Source organism: Streptomyces sp. NPDC052016 (genome assembly GCF_044548445.1).
Classification (GTDB): domain Bacteria; phylum Actinomycetota; class Actinomycetes; order Streptomycetales; family Streptomycetaceae; genus Streptomyces.
This window is the reverse complement of the sequence record NZ_JBIUBX010000007.1, coordinates 108,630-122,677: the sequence shown is the minus strand read 5'-3', so window position 1 is coordinate 122,677 and position 14,048 is coordinate 108,630. Positions and strand designations below refer to the sequence as shown.

Genomic DNA, 14,048 nt, shown 5'->3' with positions numbered 1-14,048 from the left:
CGGGGGTCAGCCCAGCTCGTGCATCCAGCCGTGCTTGTCCTCGGCCGTGCCGCGCTGGAGGTCCAGCAGGGCCTGGCGCAGCCTCAGGGTGACCTCGCCGGGCTCGCCGTCCGACTGCTTCCATTCGGCGTCGGCGCGCTTGACCGTGCCGACCGGGGTGATGACGGCGGCGGTGCCGCAGGCGAAGACCTCCGTCAGCGTGCCGTTCTCGGAGTCGCGCTGCCACTGCTCGACGGAGACGCGGCCCTCCTCGGCCTCGTAGCCGAGGTCGCGGGCGACGGTGAGGAGGGAGTCGCGGGTGACGCCCTCGAGGATGGAGCCGGTGAGGGACGGCGTGACGATCCGGTTGCCGTACACGAAGTAGAGGTTCATGCCGCCGAGTTCCTCGACCCACTGGTGCTCGACCGCGTCGAGGTAGCAGACCTGGTCGCAGCCCTTGGCGGCGGCCTCGGCCTGGGCGAGGAGGGAAGCCGCGTAGTTGCCGCCCGTCTTGGCGTCGCCCATGCCGCCGGGGACGGCGCGGACGCGGTCCTCGGACACCCAGATGGAGACCGGCTTCACGCCACCGGCGAAGTACGCGCCCGCCGGGGAGGCGATCACGATGAAGAGGTACTCGTTGGCGGGCTTCACGCCCAGGCCGACCTCGGTCGCGATCATGAAGGGGCGAAGGTAGAGGGACTCCTCGCCGCCGTGGGCCGGCACCCACGCCTTGTCCTGCTGCACCAGCACGTCGCACGCCTCGACGAACGTCTCGACCGGAAGCTCGGGCATGGCGAGGCGGCGGGCGGACCGCTGGAAGCGCTTGGCGTTCTGGTCCGGGCGGAAGGTGGCGACGGACCCGTCGGGGCGGCGGTAGGCCTTCAGGCCCTCGAAGATCTCCTGTGCGTAGTGCAGGACGTTCGTCGCCGGGTCGAGGGGGATCGGCGCGTACGGAACGAGCTGTCCGTCATGCCAGCCGCGGCCTTCCGTCCACTTGATCGTCACCATGTGGTCGGTGAAGTGCCGGCCGAACCCGGGGTCGGCCAGGATCGCCTCGCGCTCGGCGTCGGAGAGCGGGCTGGCGGATGGCTTGAGCTCGATCGTGGGCGTCGTCATCGGTAGGGGTCCTTCGCTTCCTGGCGAACGTCTGGGCGGCGTCCGGCCTTCGGCCGGGGGTCCGGGGGTGTCCCCGGAAGATGCAGCACCGGTGGTGGTGACGGGCCGCGCTCACCCCGCACGGCTGGCGGCCAGTGCTAGGACGTCCGAGCATTCCCTCAATCCGCGGCTCCGCGTTCGATTATCTCGCGGGGCGTACGGCGGAAGAAAACGGGGTGAATGCGGCCCAGGCTCGATGGTGGCACCCGCCGACCGCATACGAGAAGCCGCCGGGTGCGAATGCGGCCCGGCGGCTTCGAATCCTGCGCACGGCTGAGGGTCACCCAGACCTTTCGGGCTCCGGGGTGACCCCCAGGCCTTCCGGGCTGTGGGGGAGGCTCAGCCGGCTACTCGTACGGCGAGCGCGTCGCCGATCTCCGAGGTGGAGCGGGCGGGCTTGCCGGTGCGCTCGCCGAGGTCGGCGGAGACGGCGTCCTCGATGCGCGTGGCCTCGGCGTCGAAGCCGAGGTGGCGCAGGAGCAGGGCGACGGACAGGACGGTGGCGGTGGGGTCGGCCTTGCCCTGGCCGGCGATGTCCGGGGCCGAGCCGTGGACCGGCTCGAACATGGACGGGAACTCGCCGGAGGGGTTGATGTTGCCGCTCGCGGCGACGCCGATGCCGCCGGAGACGGCCGCGGCGAGGTCGGTGATGATGTCGCCGAAGAGGTTGTCGGTGACGATCACGTCGAAGCGCTCGGGCTGGGTGACCAGGTAGATGGTCGCCGCGTCCACGTGCATGTACTCGGTGGTGACCTCGGGGAACTCCTGAGCCACCTTGTTGAAGACGTTCGTCCACAGATGACCGGCGAAGGTCAGCACGTTGTTCTTGTGGATCAGCGCGAGCTTCTTGCGCGGGCGGGCCTGGGCGCGGGCGAAGGCGTCACGGACCACGCGCTCGACACCGAAGGCCGTGTTGACGGAGACCTCGGTGGCGACCTCGTGCTCGGTGCCCTTGCGGATGGTGCCGCCGTTGCCGGTGTACGGGCCCTCGGTGCCCTCGCGGACGACGACGAAGTCGATCTGCGGCTCGCCGGCGAGCGGGGTGGCGACACCCGGGAGCAGCTTCGACGGGCGCAGGTTGACGTGGTGGTCGAAGGCGAAGCGGAGCTTGAGCAGGAAGCCGCGCTCCAGGACGCCGGAGGGCACGCTCGGGTCGCCGATCGCGCCGAGCAGGATGGCGTCGTGCTGCTTCAGCGCCTCGAGGTCGGCGTCGGTGAGGGTCTCACCGGTGGCGTGGTAGCGCTTTGCGCCGAAGTCGTACTCCTTGGTCTCCAGCTTCACATCCTGCGGAAGGACGGCGGAGAGGACCTTCAGGCCTTCGGCCACGACCTCCTGGCCGATGCCGTCACCGGGGATCACTGCGAGATTGAGGCTGCGAGACATGCCCGGCACCCTACTCCTCGTCCCATGGAATGACACGGACCGTCCGGCATACGGACAGGGCGAGTCCCGCGGGGAGAGGTGTTCCGGAGCGCGGGTAAGGGGGTTCGAGGTACGGCGCGGAGCCCGAAGTCCCGTTCGGGGTCCGCGCCGCACCCCGTGCGGGTGCGGCTCCCGGACTGTGGCGCGGCCTACAGGTGGCCGGTCTCGCCGCCGTTGTCGCGGCGGTCGAGGGCGCGCTGGAGAGCGGCTGCGGCGTTCCTGCGGTCGGACTCGCTCGTACGGGAAACGTGACGGACTCGGCGGCGGACGGTCGTCTCGGCCATGGGAAATCGACTCCTTCGAGAACCAGGGAGCGCGGATGGGGTTGCGAGACGCCGGAGGGGCGGGGAGCGCGGTGCCGCAGGGGTTGCCTGCACAGGGCCCGGCTCACGACCGCCATTCGCTGGATCGAGCGAGACGTTCGGCTCCTACAAAGCTAAGCGAGGAGCACGCGCCTGTCTCCACAATTACTCGGACTTCCTACTATCTGAGACGGTGCACCGGGTCACACGGTGCTGAGCTGCGGTTTCGCCGAGGCGCACACCTCTTGGACAAGGGTGCGCGTCGAAGGACACCTTGGTCGGCCACCACGGGGACCGGGCGGGAACACCGCGAAGGGTGCGGCGGTCGGTCCCGCCGTGATCGTCCACACGACTGATCCTCCACGCGGCCTGTGGCATCGGGTTCCGGCGCAGGGAACGGTGAGGTCATGAGCGACACGGCCAAGGCACTTCTCGAGGGCGGCCCGCAGGATCTGCCCGAACGGATCGTCCCGGTCCCGGCCCCGGGAGACGACGTGAAGATCGAACTCCGGAACGGCTACGAGCACTTCAGGCCGACCGACCGCCACTCGGACACGCCGGAGGGCAAGCTGCCGGTGTACGAGTGGTGGGAGCGGACGGAGATGCCCGGCTAGCGCCCGGTCCGGGGGCGCCGGTGACGGCGGTTCACGGCAGCGCCGGCACCACCGCGACCCGGAACCCGTCGGGGTCCTCCGTCCACGGCATGTGCCCGGCCCCCGGCAGGATCACCCGGCGCACCTTCGGCAGGGCGCGCTCCAGGGAGTCCACCGCCGAGCGCGGGCGGATGTCCCGGGCGCCGTCGACGATCAGGACGGGCACCTCGAGGGCCTGGCAGGCGGCGTACCGCTCAGGAGTGGCCCACCCGCGTCTCCGCTCCTCGTCGAGGGCCTTGTTGCACGCGTCGTTGACCGGGAACCAGGGGTCCGCCATGCGCCCGGCGTGCTCCAGGGCCCGCGCACGGTCCTCGAACTCGGCCGACCACTGGAGCACCGCCCGCTCCCGCTCCTCCTCGGGCGTCGGGTGCTGACGAGCGCCCAAGTACCGCCACCGGGCGAGGAGTTCGGGCCGCTCGCCGAGCCGGGCGAGGAAGTTCTCGCGGTGCGCGGGGTGCCAGTCGGCGTCCGGTCCGATGCCCGTACCGCTCACGTAGATCAGCGCGCTCACCCGCTCGGGACGGGAGAGCGCGTAGCTCAACGCCAGTTGGGCGCCCCAGGAGTGTCCGAGCAGGGCGATCCGGTGGAACCCGAAGTGCTCGCGCACGGCGTCCAGGTCGGCCGTGAACCGCTCGCCGGTCCACGGGCCGGCGCAGGGCTGCGAGCGCCCGCAGCCGCGCTGGTCCCAGCGGACGACCGTGGCCCGGCCGGTCAGCGGCTCGGCCATGTCCTCGAACATGTCCCACAGTCCCGGCCCGCCGTGGCACAGCACCAGCGGCTCGCCCTCGCCCGATCGCGCCGTCCACAGCCGCACGCCGTCGTCGGCGGTCGCCCACTCCTCGGTCCACGTCATGGGGGCAGTCTGCCCGCCCGCCCGGGCCCACAAAGGCGGACGGGCCAGGTCGGCGACGACCTGGCCCGTCCGGTGACCGGAGGTCAGCCCATGTGCGGGTAGGTGTAGTCGGTCGGCGGGACCAGCGTCTCCTTGATGGCGCGGGTCAGGGTCCAGCGCGTCAGGTTCTGCGGGGCGCCGGCCTTGTCGTTGGTGCCGGAGGCACGGCCGCCGCCGAAGGGCTGCTGGCCGACGACGGCGCCGGTCGACTTGTCGTTGATGTAGAAGTTGCCGGCCGCGTAGCGCAGCTTCTCCATCGTGTACGCGGCCGCCGCGCGGTCGCCCGCGATGACCGAGCCGGTGAGCGCGTAGTCGGACACCGACTCCATCTGGGTCAGCATCTCGTCGTACTTGTCGTCCTCGTAGACGTGCACGGCGAGGATCGGGCCGAAGTACTCGGTGGTGAAGACCTCGTTCTCCGGGTCGGTGCACTCGATGACGGTCGGGCGGACGAACCAGCCGACCGAGTCGTCGTAGGAACCGCCCGCGACGATCGTGCAGGACGGGTCCGACTTGGCGCGGTCGATCGCGGCCTTGTTCTTGGCGAAGGAGCGCTCGTCGATGACGGCGCCGATGAAGTTGGACAGGTCGGTGACGTCACCCATGGTGATGTAGTCGACCTCGGCGGCGAACTCCTCACGGAAGCCGTCGTTCCAGATGGACGCCGGGATGTACGCGCGGGAGGTCGCGGAGCACTTCTGGCCCTGGTACTCGAAGGCACCGCGGGTCAGGGCGGTCTTCAGGACCGCGCGGTCCGCGCTCGGGTGGGCGACGACGAAGTCCTTGCCGCCGGTCTCGCCGACCAGGCGCGGGTAGGCGCGGTAGTTCTCGATGTTGGCGCCGACCGTCTTCCACAGGTACTGGAAGGTCTTGGTCGAGCCGGTGAAGTGGATGCCGGCGAGGTCGCGGTGGGTCAGGGCGACCTCGGAGACCTCCAGGCCGTCGCCGGTGACGAGGTTGATGACGCCCTTGGGCAGGCCGGCCTCCTCCAGGAGCTGCATGAGCAGCACGGCGGCGTGGGTCTGCGTCGGGGACGGCTTCCACACCACGACGTTGCCCATCAGCGCCGGAGCGGTCGGCAGGTTGCCCGCGATCGCCGTGAAGTTGAACGGCGTGATCGCGTAGACGAAGCCCTCCAGCGGGCGGTGGTCCAGACGGTTCCAGACGCCCGGGGAGTTGGCCGGGGGCTGCTCGGCCAGGATCTGGCGGGCGTAGTGGACGTTGAACCGCCAGAAGTCGACCAGCTCGCAGGGGGTGTCGATCTCGGCCTGCTGGGCGGTCTTGGACTGGCCGAGCATGGTGGAGGCGGCCAGGGTCTCGCGCCAGGGGCCGGCCAGCAGCTCCGCGGCGCGCAGGATGATCGCGGCGCGGTCGTCGAAGGACATCGCGCGCCAGGCGGGCGCGGCGGCGAGAGCCGCGTCGATGGCGTCCTGGGCGTCCTGCCGGGTGGCGTTGGCGTAGGTGCCGAGGCGGGCCTTGTGGTTGTGCGGCTGCACGACGTCGAACCGCTCGCCGCCGCCCATCCGCTTCTCGCCGCCGATGGTGCAGGGCAGGTCGATGGGGTTCTCGGCCAGCTCCTTGAGCTTGACCTCCAGGCGGGCGCGCTCGGGCGAGCCGGGGGCGTAGCCGTGCACCGGCTCGTTGACGGGGGTGGGGACCTGGGTGACAGCGTCCATGGGTTCCGTGACTCCTTGACTTGAGCGGGTGTTCGGGCTCAGCCCTTGCTGACCATCGAGCGCAGGAAGAAGCGCAGGTTCGCCGGCTTCTCCGCGAGACGGCGCATGAAATAGCCGTACCAGTCGGTGCCGTAGGCGGTGTAGACGCGCATGCGGTGGCCCTCGGCGGCCAGCCGCAGGTGCTCCTCGCCGCGGATGCCGTACAGCATCTGGAACTCGTACTCGTCGAGCTTGCGCCCGGCGCGCCGGGCCAGCTCCTGGGCGACGGAGATCAGGCGCGGGTCGTGCGACCCGATCATCGGGTAACCCTCGCCCTCCATCAGCGTCCGCAGGACGCGGACGTACGCCTTGTCGATCTCGTGCTTCTGCTGGTACGCGACCTCGGCGGGCTCCTTGTAGGCGCCCTTCACGAGCCGTACGCGGCTGCCGTTCGCGGCGAGGCGGCGGGCGTCGGCCTCGGTGCGGAAGAGGTAGGCCTGGATGACGCAGCCGGTCTGCGGGAAGTCCTTCCGCAGTTCGTCGTGGATGGCGAACATCGAGTCGAGGGTGGTGTGGTCCTCGGCGTCGAGGGTGACGGTGGTGCCGATGGCGGCGGCGGCCTCGACGACCGGGCGGACGTTGGCGAGGGCCAGCTCGTGGCCGCCCTCCAGCGCCTGGCCGAACATCGACAGCTTGACGGACATCTCGACCCGGGGGCCGAGCCGCAGGTCCTTCAGCCGGTCGACGAGCTCCAGGTAGGCGTCCCGGGCGGCGGCGGCCTGCTCAGGCCGGGTGATGTCCTCGCCGACGACGTCCATCGTCAGCTCCAGGCCCCTGGCGGTGAGGTCCCGGATGATCGGCACGATGTCGTCGACGGTCTCACCGGGGATGAAGCGGTCGACGACCTGCTTGGTCACCGGGGCCGCCGAGATCAGACGTCGCATCCGGTCGCTGCGTGACGCGGCGAGAATCACGGGACCCAGCACGGGGCACCTCCATATACCAACCCATACAAGGCCGCTGCCCGGCGATCCGGGAACGGCACGGGGAACCACCGTGAAACCTAAGGATCCCTCCGTTCGGCGGCCATCGACAGCTGTCACGCATCCGTGCCGAAGATCTCAGACAGATGTATGAAGGGAGCCCGGACTGCGGGACAATGCCCAGGTGGCAACGGAACACGCGGGTGACTACCAGGAGCTCGTCGACGAGATCTCGGAGCTGCTCGGCGCCCCCGCGACCCTGGAGAACCGCGACTTCGAGCTGATTGCCTTCGGCGCCTACGACAGCGAGGACGAGCTCGACGCCTCAGCCCTGGACCCCGTGCGCACCCGCTCGATCCTGACCCGGCGCTCCACGGCGGCGGTCCGGGCCTGGTTCGAGGGTTTCGGCATCACCCGGGCGACCGGCCCGGTCCGAATCCCGCCGACCCCGGAGGCGGGGGTGTACCGGGGCCGCGTCTGTCTCCCCGTACGCCACCGGGGGGTCGTCCTCGGCTACGTCTGGCTGCTGGACGGCGAACCGGGTCCCTCGGACGCCCAGCTGGCGGCCGCGATGGAGGTGACCGGCCGGATCGGCGCCCTGCTCGCGGACGAGGCGCAGCACGGGGCCGATCTCACGCGTGAGCTGCGGGCGGTGCTGACCGCCGAGCCGGGCTGGCCGCGGGACATGGCGGTGGCGGAGCTGCGCACGGCACTCGGGGCCCGCGCGGACGGCCCCCACACGGTGGTGTGCGTGGCCCCGTGGCCGTCGGCCGACCCGGACGACGCGCCCTCGCTGCGCACGCTGCCGGGGGCGGAGGCGCTGTGCACGGTGCCGTGGGGGACGGCCTCCCAGTCACTGGCGCTGTTGGTGCGGCTGCGGTCGACGGACGCCCTGGCGCCGGCGACGTCGGCGGCCGGGCGGCTGCTGGAGCGGGCGGGCGGCGGCAGGGCCGCCGCCGGGATCGCCGCCGGGCGGGCCGGCCTGGCGGAGCTGGGCACGGCCTGGCAGGAGGCGTCGGCGTCGGCCCGGGCGGCGCTGGCCGAGCCCCGGCTCGGGCCCGTCGCCCGGTGGGCGTCGATCGGGCCGTTCCGGCTGCTCACCGCCCTGCCGCCGGAGACCGCGCACGACCCCGCCGTACGGGCCCTGCTGACCCCGGCGCACCGGGAGCTGGCCCGCACCGCCGAGGTCTACCTCGACTGCGCGGGGCAGGCGGGCCGTACGGCGGCGGAGCTGGGCATCCACCGGCAGACGCTGTACTACCGGCTGTCGCGGGTGGAGCAGCTGACGGGGCTGGACCTGGACGACGGCGAGGACCGGCTCCTGCTGCACATGGCGCTCAAGGCCCATCGGCTCTGAGCCGCGCGCTGCCCGGAGGCCCTCTCCCCGCATGGCCGTGATGCGGCCACTTCCGGCCAACTACTGAAAACGATTGTCATCATGCTATGGTCGGCGCGATCGTTGATCCTTTGACCACCTCTTCACGGAGGGCCCCGTGCGCCTGCCCGCCCGCCGACTGCTCCCCCTCACCGCCCTCACGGCCGTCTCGGCGCTGCTCACCGGCTGCTTCACCGGTGACGGCTCCGCGTCCACCGGCCCGGACGGCAAGCGCGTCCGCCTCGCGATGCTGCAGCCTCCGCGCTCGGGGCTGTCCCCGCTCTCCGACGACGCCTTCAAGCTCTCCCGCTGGTCGACGGCGGAGACGCTGGTGAAGCTGGACGCGGCCGGCGACGCCCGGCCCGCGCTCGCCACGTCCTGGCGGCGGAGCGGCAGAACGTGGAGCTTCGAGATACGCGACGGCGTCACCTTCCACGACGGCACGGAACTCGACGCCGAGGCCGTCGTCCGCTCGCTCACGAAGGCCGCCACCGCCTCGCCCAAGCCCCGCATCCTGGACGGCGTCGCCCTGACCGTGAAGGCCGCCGACGCCGACACCGTCACCGTCACGACCGCCGCCGGGGACCCGCTGGTCCCGCAGCGCCTCAGCTCCCCCCAGCTCTCGATCCTCGCCGCCAGGGCCTACACCGGAAAGACGGTGAACCCGGTCGGCGCGGGCACCGGACCCTTCGAGCTGACCGAGGTCGACGGCACCTCCTCCGCCACCCTCGACCGCTACGACGCCTACTGGGGCGGCAGGGCGAAGGCTCCCGGCATCGACGTGCGGTTCGTGCCCGACGGCACCGCCCGCGCCGCCGCCCTGCGCAGCGGCGAGGCGGACATCGTCGAGGCGGTGCCGGTGTCGCAGGCCGCACTGCTGGAGAAGGACCTCGTCACCGAGGTGCCCATGCCGCGCACCAACACCCTGTACCTGAACACCGAGAAGGGCGTCTTCCAGGACGCCTCGCTGCGCGCCGCCGCCCGGGAGGCGATCGACGCCGCGGCGATCGTGAAGGGCGTGTACGAGGGGCGCGCCGACGTCGCCGAAGGACTGCTGGGCCCGGCGCTCCCGTGGGCGGCCGAGCTGCGCCGGCCCGTGAAGCGGACCGTCACGTCCGGCGACCCGGCCGGGAAGACCGTCACCATCGGCACGTACACCGATCGCCCCGAGCTGGCCGAGGTCGCCGCCGCCCTGCAACAGCAGCTGCAGAAGGCCGGGTTCACGGTGAAGCTGGACGTCCGCGAGTACACGAACATCGAACCCGACGCCCTGGCGGGCAGGTTCGACGCGTTCATCCTCTCCCGCGCCACCGTCCTGGACTCCGGCGACCCGGCCGCGTACCTCTACAGCGACTTCGCCTCCGACGGCTCCTTCAACATCGCGCGGCTCAGCGACCCTTCCGTCGACGCCGCGTTGCGCAAGGCGGGCGGGACACCCACCGGTGACGCGCGCCGCAAGGCCCTCATCGCCGGTGAGGCCGCCGTCCTCGCGACCGACGCCGCCGTGCCGATGCTGCACGAGCGGGTGATCCAGGGCGACGCCGCCGGGGTCGTCGGCGCCGCGCACGACCCGCGCGAGCGGGAACTGGTCACGGCCGCCACGTACGTCAAGTGAGGCCCACCACCGCCGGGTTCACCCGGGCCGTCGCTCTGCTCGCGGTCGTCGCCGCCGTCGGCCTGCTGCCGTGGCTGTCGGGCCGTGACCCCGCCCTGACCGTGCTGCGCGCCCGCTCCGCCGAACAGGAACCGACGAGGGAGGCCCTGGACGCCATCCGGCGTGACCTCGGCCTCGACGCGGGGCCGCTGTCGCTGCTGGGGCACTGGGCCCGGAACCTGGTCCGCGGCGACCTCGGCACCTCGTGGGTGTCGGGCACCGACGTCCTGCCCTCGGTGACGGCCGGGCTCCAGGTGTCCCTGGCCCTGATGGGCGCGGCCGTCGCGGTGGCGGTCCTGCTCGCCGTCGTCCTCATCACGCCCGTGCTGGTACGCGGGCGCGGGTCGGCCGGGGCTGGCGCCGCGATGCTGGCCGCCGTACCGGAGTTCCTGCTGGCGACCGTGGGGCTGCTGGTGTGCGGGGTGTGGCTGGGGTGGCTGCCGACCTCCGGCTGGCAGGGTCCCGCGTCCATGGTGCTGCCCGCCGTCGCCCTGGGTGTCCCGGCCGGCGGACTGCTCGGGCGGCTGGTCGCGGACGCGCTGCCGGCCGTGCTGGAGGAGCGGTGGGTCGAGCTGTGGCGGGGCGCCGGGGTGAGCCGGGCGCGGATCTCCGCGGCCGCCCTGCGGCGCGTGCTCCCGCCGCTCGTCCCGCAGTTCGGCATGGCCGCCGTCGGCCTGACCGGCGGCGCGGTCGCGGTGGAGACGGTGTTCGCGGTACCCGGCATCGGGCGTACGGCCCTGGGGGCGGCCAAGTCACAGGATCTGCCGCTGCTGCAGGGCTCGGTGCTGGCCCTGCTGCTGCTCGGCCTGGTGACCGGCGCGCTGGCGGCCCTCGCCCGGCGCCGGCTGCTGGGCCCGGCCCTGCGGGACGCCTCGCTGGCCCTGCCGCCGGCCCGGCCGGTCCGCACCCCCGCCGCGATCCCGCTGGCCCTGGCGACCGCCCTGGTGACGGCGATCGGCTGGGGTCTGCTGCGCGACCCGTACGCGGTGAACACGGCGGCCCGGCTGGCCTCCCCCTCCTGGGCCCACCCGCTCGGCACCGACGGCCTCGGCCGTGACGTGCTGGCCCGCCTCGGACACGGTGCGGCGGCGACGATCGGCACGGCGGCGGTCGTCTGCGTGTTCAGCCTGGTCCTGTCACTGGCGCTGGGCTTCATGCCGGGCGTGGCGTCCGGCGCTGCGGACATCGCCAACGCGCTGCCGCCGGTGATCGTCGGCATCCTGGTCGCCGCGGCGGCGGGGCCGGGCACCGGCGGCGCGGCCCTGGCCGTCGGTGCGATCTCCTGGCCGGCCCTGTCCGCGCACGCGGCGGCCCTGGTCCAGGAGGTGCGGGCGTCCGCCTTCCTCACGGCCCAGCGGGCCATCGGCGCGCCCCCGTCCTGGATCCTCACCCGGCACGTCCTCCCCTCCGTCGCCGCCCCCGTCGCCCGTCACGCCCTGCTCCGGCTCCCCGGCATCGCCCTCGCCCTCGCCTCCCTCGGCTTCCTCGGCCTGGGCGCCCAGCCGCCGGCTCCCGAGTGGGGTCTCCTCCTCGACGAGTCCCGCGCCTACGTGGAACGCGCCCCCTGGGCGGCCCTCGCCCCCGCCGTCGCCCTGGCCCTCCTGGCCGGGCTCGCGGTGTCGGGAGCGGCGTACGCCGACGGCCGACGGGCGCCTGTCCCGTCGACTGCGCGGAAGGAGGCCCTCGTTGGAGCCTGAGGAACTGCCCGGCGCCGTCGGGGAGGCCCGGCCGGCACCCGAGGGCGCCGAGGAACGACCGTCCACGCACGGGCCCCTGCTCTCGGTGCGCGACCTGCGCATCGCCTTCGCCGGGGCCGAGGCCGTCCGCGGTGTGTCGTTCGACGTGCGGCCACGTGAAGTCCTCGCCCTGGTCGGCGAGTCGGGGGCCGGCAAGTCCCTCACCGCGCGGGCGCTGCTGGGCATGACCCCACCCGGGGCGACGGTGAGCGGGGAGATCCGGCTGGCCGGATCCACGGACCTCGCGGCCGCGCGGGGACGGCGCATCTCGCTCGTCCCCCAGGACGCCCTGTCCGCCCTCTCCCCCGTGCACCCCGTCGGCGACCAGCTCGCCGCCGCCGTGCGGTCGGTGCACGGCGTCTCCCGCCGGGAGGCCCGCGCCCGTGCCGTGGCCGCGCTGGAGCGGGTGGGCGTTCCGCAGGCCGCCCGCCGGTCCCGGGCGTACCCGCACGAGTACTCCGGCGGCATGCGGCAGCGCGCGGTGATCGCGATGGCCACGCTCAACGAACCCGACCTGATCGTCGCCGACGAGCCGACCACCGCGCTGGACGCCGGACACCGCGAGCAGGTGCTCCGGGTGCTCGCCGAGCAGCGCGCAGCGGTCGGCGCCGCGCTCCTCCTCGTCACCCACGACCTGGACGTCGTCCGCGAGCACGCGGACCGGATGCTCGTCCTGTACGCGGGGCGCACGAGCGAACTGGGCCCGGCGGGCGAGGTGCTGGCCCACCCCCGCGCCCCCTACACCGCCGGCCTGCTCGCCTCCCTCCCCCAGGACGGCCCGAGGCGCCGCCGCCTGCCCGCCCTCCCCGGCATTCCCCCGGCGCCGGGCGCCCTCCCGCCCGGCTGCGCCTTCGCGCCACGCTGTCCCCTGGCGACGGACCACTGCCACCGCGCGGAACCGGAGCCGCGGTGGACCGGCGCCCGTCTCGTCGCCTGCCACCACTCGGACCGGCTCACCGCCCCCGCGGGCGGCAACGAGGAGGAGCGACCGGTATGACCCCCCTGCTCGACGTCCGTGACCTCGTCGTCCGCTACGGCGCCCTCACCGCCGTGGACGGCGTCTCCTTCTCCCTGGAGCCGGGGGAGACCCTCGCCCTCGACGGCCCGTCCGGCTGCGGCAAGTCCTCCACGGCGTCGGCGGTCCTCCAGTTGCGCCGCCCGGACGCGGGCGAAGTCCATTTCGAGGGTCGGGAGTTGACCGCCCTGACCGAACGGGAGCTGCGCCCGCTGCGCCCCCGTATGCAGCCCGTGTTCCAGGACCCGTACGGCTCACTGAACCCCCGCCACCGCATCCGCGACGCGGTGGCGGAACCCCTGAAGGTGCAGGGCCGCTGGACCGACGCCGACGGCCCCGCACGCGTCACCGAACTGCTCCGCCGCGTGGGACTCGACGCCTCCTACGGCGCCCGCCGCCCGTACGAGCTCTCCGGTGGCCAGTGCCAGCGCGCCGGAATCGCCCGCGCCCTGGCCTCGGACCCCCGTCTGCTGGTCCTGGACGAACCGGTGTCGGCGCTCGACCCGTCGGTGCGGGCCGGGGTGCTGAACCTGCTCGCCGACCTCCAGGACGAGCTGGGCCTCGGGTACCTGTTCATCTGTCACGACCGGGCGGTGGTGCGGCACTTCGCGGACCGGGTGATCGAGATGCGGGACGGCCGGGTCAGCTCTTCGTGACTCCCCCGATCACCTGGCGCAGCCCCTCGGCGAGCTGGTCGGCGCCGGGCGCGGTCTTCGGGTCGAAGGTCCACTGCGCGATGAGGCCCGTCATCAGGGTCACGTAGAACATGCCGAGGGTGTCCGCGGTCTCGTCCGGGACGTCCTCCTCGCGCCCGCCCATGAGCAGCGGCACCAGACCGCGCCCGGCCTCCCGCTGGGCCCGCGCCAGATGGTCGCGCACCTCCGGCAGCTGGTCGCCCATGACCACGATCTCCATGCTCAGCCGCCAGATCGAACCGGGCTCCCGCATGGTGCCGATGATGTTCGACCACACCGCCCGGAACCGCTCCAGCGAGCCCGGCTCCCCAGGAAGCGCTTCCCCGCCGCCCCCGTCGAAGGCGTCGCCCATCCGCTCCACCAACGAGACGTACGCCTGCGCCAGCAGCGCGTCCTTGGAACCGTAGTGGTAGCCGATCGAGGCCAGATTCGTCCCCGACTCCTTGACGATGTCGCGCGCCGTCGTGCGCGCGAACCCCTTGCGCAGCAGGCAGCGCTCGGCGCCTTCGAGCAGATCCTCACGGTGTCCCAT

The 14,048-nt window shown here is 73.0% G+C and carries 13 protein-coding genes; 6 read left to right on the top strand and 7 right to left on the bottom strand.

All coding sequences use genetic code 11. The annotated features are described in order from the left end of the window. Positions 1-6: 6 nt before the first annotated feature. From ACIHAR_RS11280 to ACIHAR_RS11270, 3 genes are all read right to left on the bottom strand, one after another. Entirely contained in the window at positions 7-1,095 is a 1,089-nt protein-coding gene (locus tag ACIHAR_RS11280; protein WP_400018723.1) for a branched-chain amino acid aminotransferase, read from the bottom strand. Positions 1,096-1,473: 378 nt separating this feature from the next. Further along, positions 1,474-2,517, bottom strand: coding sequence for a 3-isopropylmalate dehydrogenase (locus ACIHAR_RS11275; protein ID WP_365460345.1), 1,044 nt, complete (start codon positions 2,515-2,517; stop codon positions 1,474-1,476). A gap of 188 nt (positions 2,518-2,705) precedes the next feature. Further along, complete coding sequence (locus ACIHAR_RS11270) at positions 2,706-2,840, bottom strand: hypothetical protein (RefSeq protein WP_365460342.1); 135 nt, start codon at positions 2,838-2,840, stop codon at positions 2,706-2,708. Between the two features lie 425 nt (positions 2,841-3,265). On the opposite strand from ACIHAR_RS11270, the gene ACIHAR_RS11265 reads away from it, so the two are divergent. Next, a complete protein-coding gene (locus ACIHAR_RS11265) occupies positions 3,266-3,472 on the top strand; it encodes a DUF5988 family protein (protein WP_365460339.1) in 207 nt (68 codons plus the stop codon). Between the two features lie 31 nt (positions 3,473-3,503). Here ACIHAR_RS11265 and ACIHAR_RS11260 read toward each other — a convergent pair whose 3' ends face one another. The 3 genes from ACIHAR_RS11260 to ACIHAR_RS11250 all read right to left on the bottom strand — a co-directional run bounded on the left by ACIHAR_RS11260 (position 3,504) and on the right by ACIHAR_RS11250 (position 7,044). Next, a complete protein-coding gene (locus ACIHAR_RS11260; protein ID WP_400018720.1) occupies positions 3,504-4,364 on the bottom strand; it encodes an alpha/beta fold hydrolase in 861 nt (286 codons plus the stop codon). An 83-nt stretch (positions 4,365-4,447) separates the two neighbouring features. Next, positions 4,448-6,079: an L-glutamate gamma-semialdehyde dehydrogenase gene (gene pruA / locus ACIHAR_RS11255; protein WP_365460333.1), complete on the bottom strand. Its 1,632-nt coding sequence runs from the start codon at positions 6,077-6,079 to the stop codon at positions 4,448-4,450. A 38-nt stretch (positions 6,080-6,117) separates the two neighbouring features. Next, positions 6,118-7,044, bottom strand: a complete 927-nt coding sequence (locus tag ACIHAR_RS11250; RefSeq protein ID WP_365460330.1) for a proline dehydrogenase family protein — start codon at positions 7,042-7,044, stop codon at positions 6,118-6,120. 163 nt (positions 7,045-7,207) lie between these two features. On the opposite strand from ACIHAR_RS11250, the gene ACIHAR_RS11245 reads away from it, so the two are divergent. From ACIHAR_RS11245 to ACIHAR_RS11225, 5 genes are all read left to right on the top strand, one after another. Beyond that, positions 7,208-8,398 carry a PucR family transcriptional regulator gene (locus ACIHAR_RS11245; protein WP_400018862.1) on the top strand — a complete coding sequence of 397 codons (1,191 nt, stop codon included), beginning with the start codon at positions 7,208-7,210 and terminating at the stop codon, positions 8,396-8,398. 136 nt (positions 8,399-8,534) lie between these two features. Then, on the top strand, positions 8,535-10,031 hold the full coding sequence (locus tag ACIHAR_RS11240) for an ABC transporter substrate-binding protein (protein WP_365460324.1): 1,497 nt from the start codon (positions 8,535-8,537) through the stop codon (positions 10,029-10,031). Then, a complete protein-coding gene (locus ACIHAR_RS11235) occupies positions 10,028-11,767 on the top strand; it encodes an ABC transporter permease subunit (protein WP_400018717.1) in 1,740 nt (579 codons plus the stop codon). Before ACIHAR_RS11240 ends, ACIHAR_RS11235 begins: the two co-directional genes overlap by 4 nt. Beyond that, complete coding sequence (locus ACIHAR_RS11230; protein ID WP_400018715.1) at positions 11,757-12,803, top strand: ABC transporter ATP-binding protein; 1,047 nt, start codon at positions 11,757-11,759, stop codon at positions 12,801-12,803. The genes ACIHAR_RS11235 and ACIHAR_RS11230 overlap by 11 nt, the downstream gene beginning before the upstream one ends. Next, complete coding sequence (locus ACIHAR_RS11225) at positions 12,800-13,477, top strand: dipeptide/oligopeptide/nickel ABC transporter ATP-binding protein (protein WP_365460315.1); 678 nt, start codon at positions 12,800-12,802, stop codon at positions 13,475-13,477. Before ACIHAR_RS11230 ends, ACIHAR_RS11225 begins: the two co-directional genes overlap by 4 nt. On the opposite strand, the gene ACIHAR_RS11220 is transcribed toward ACIHAR_RS11225, so the two are convergent. Further along, positions 13,464-14,048 carry a TetR/AcrR family transcriptional regulator gene (locus ACIHAR_RS11220; protein ID WP_400018713.1) on the bottom strand — a complete coding sequence of 195 codons (585 nt, stop codon included), beginning with the start codon at positions 14,046-14,048 and terminating at the stop codon, positions 13,464-13,466. The genes ACIHAR_RS11225 and ACIHAR_RS11220 overlap by 14 nt on opposite strands.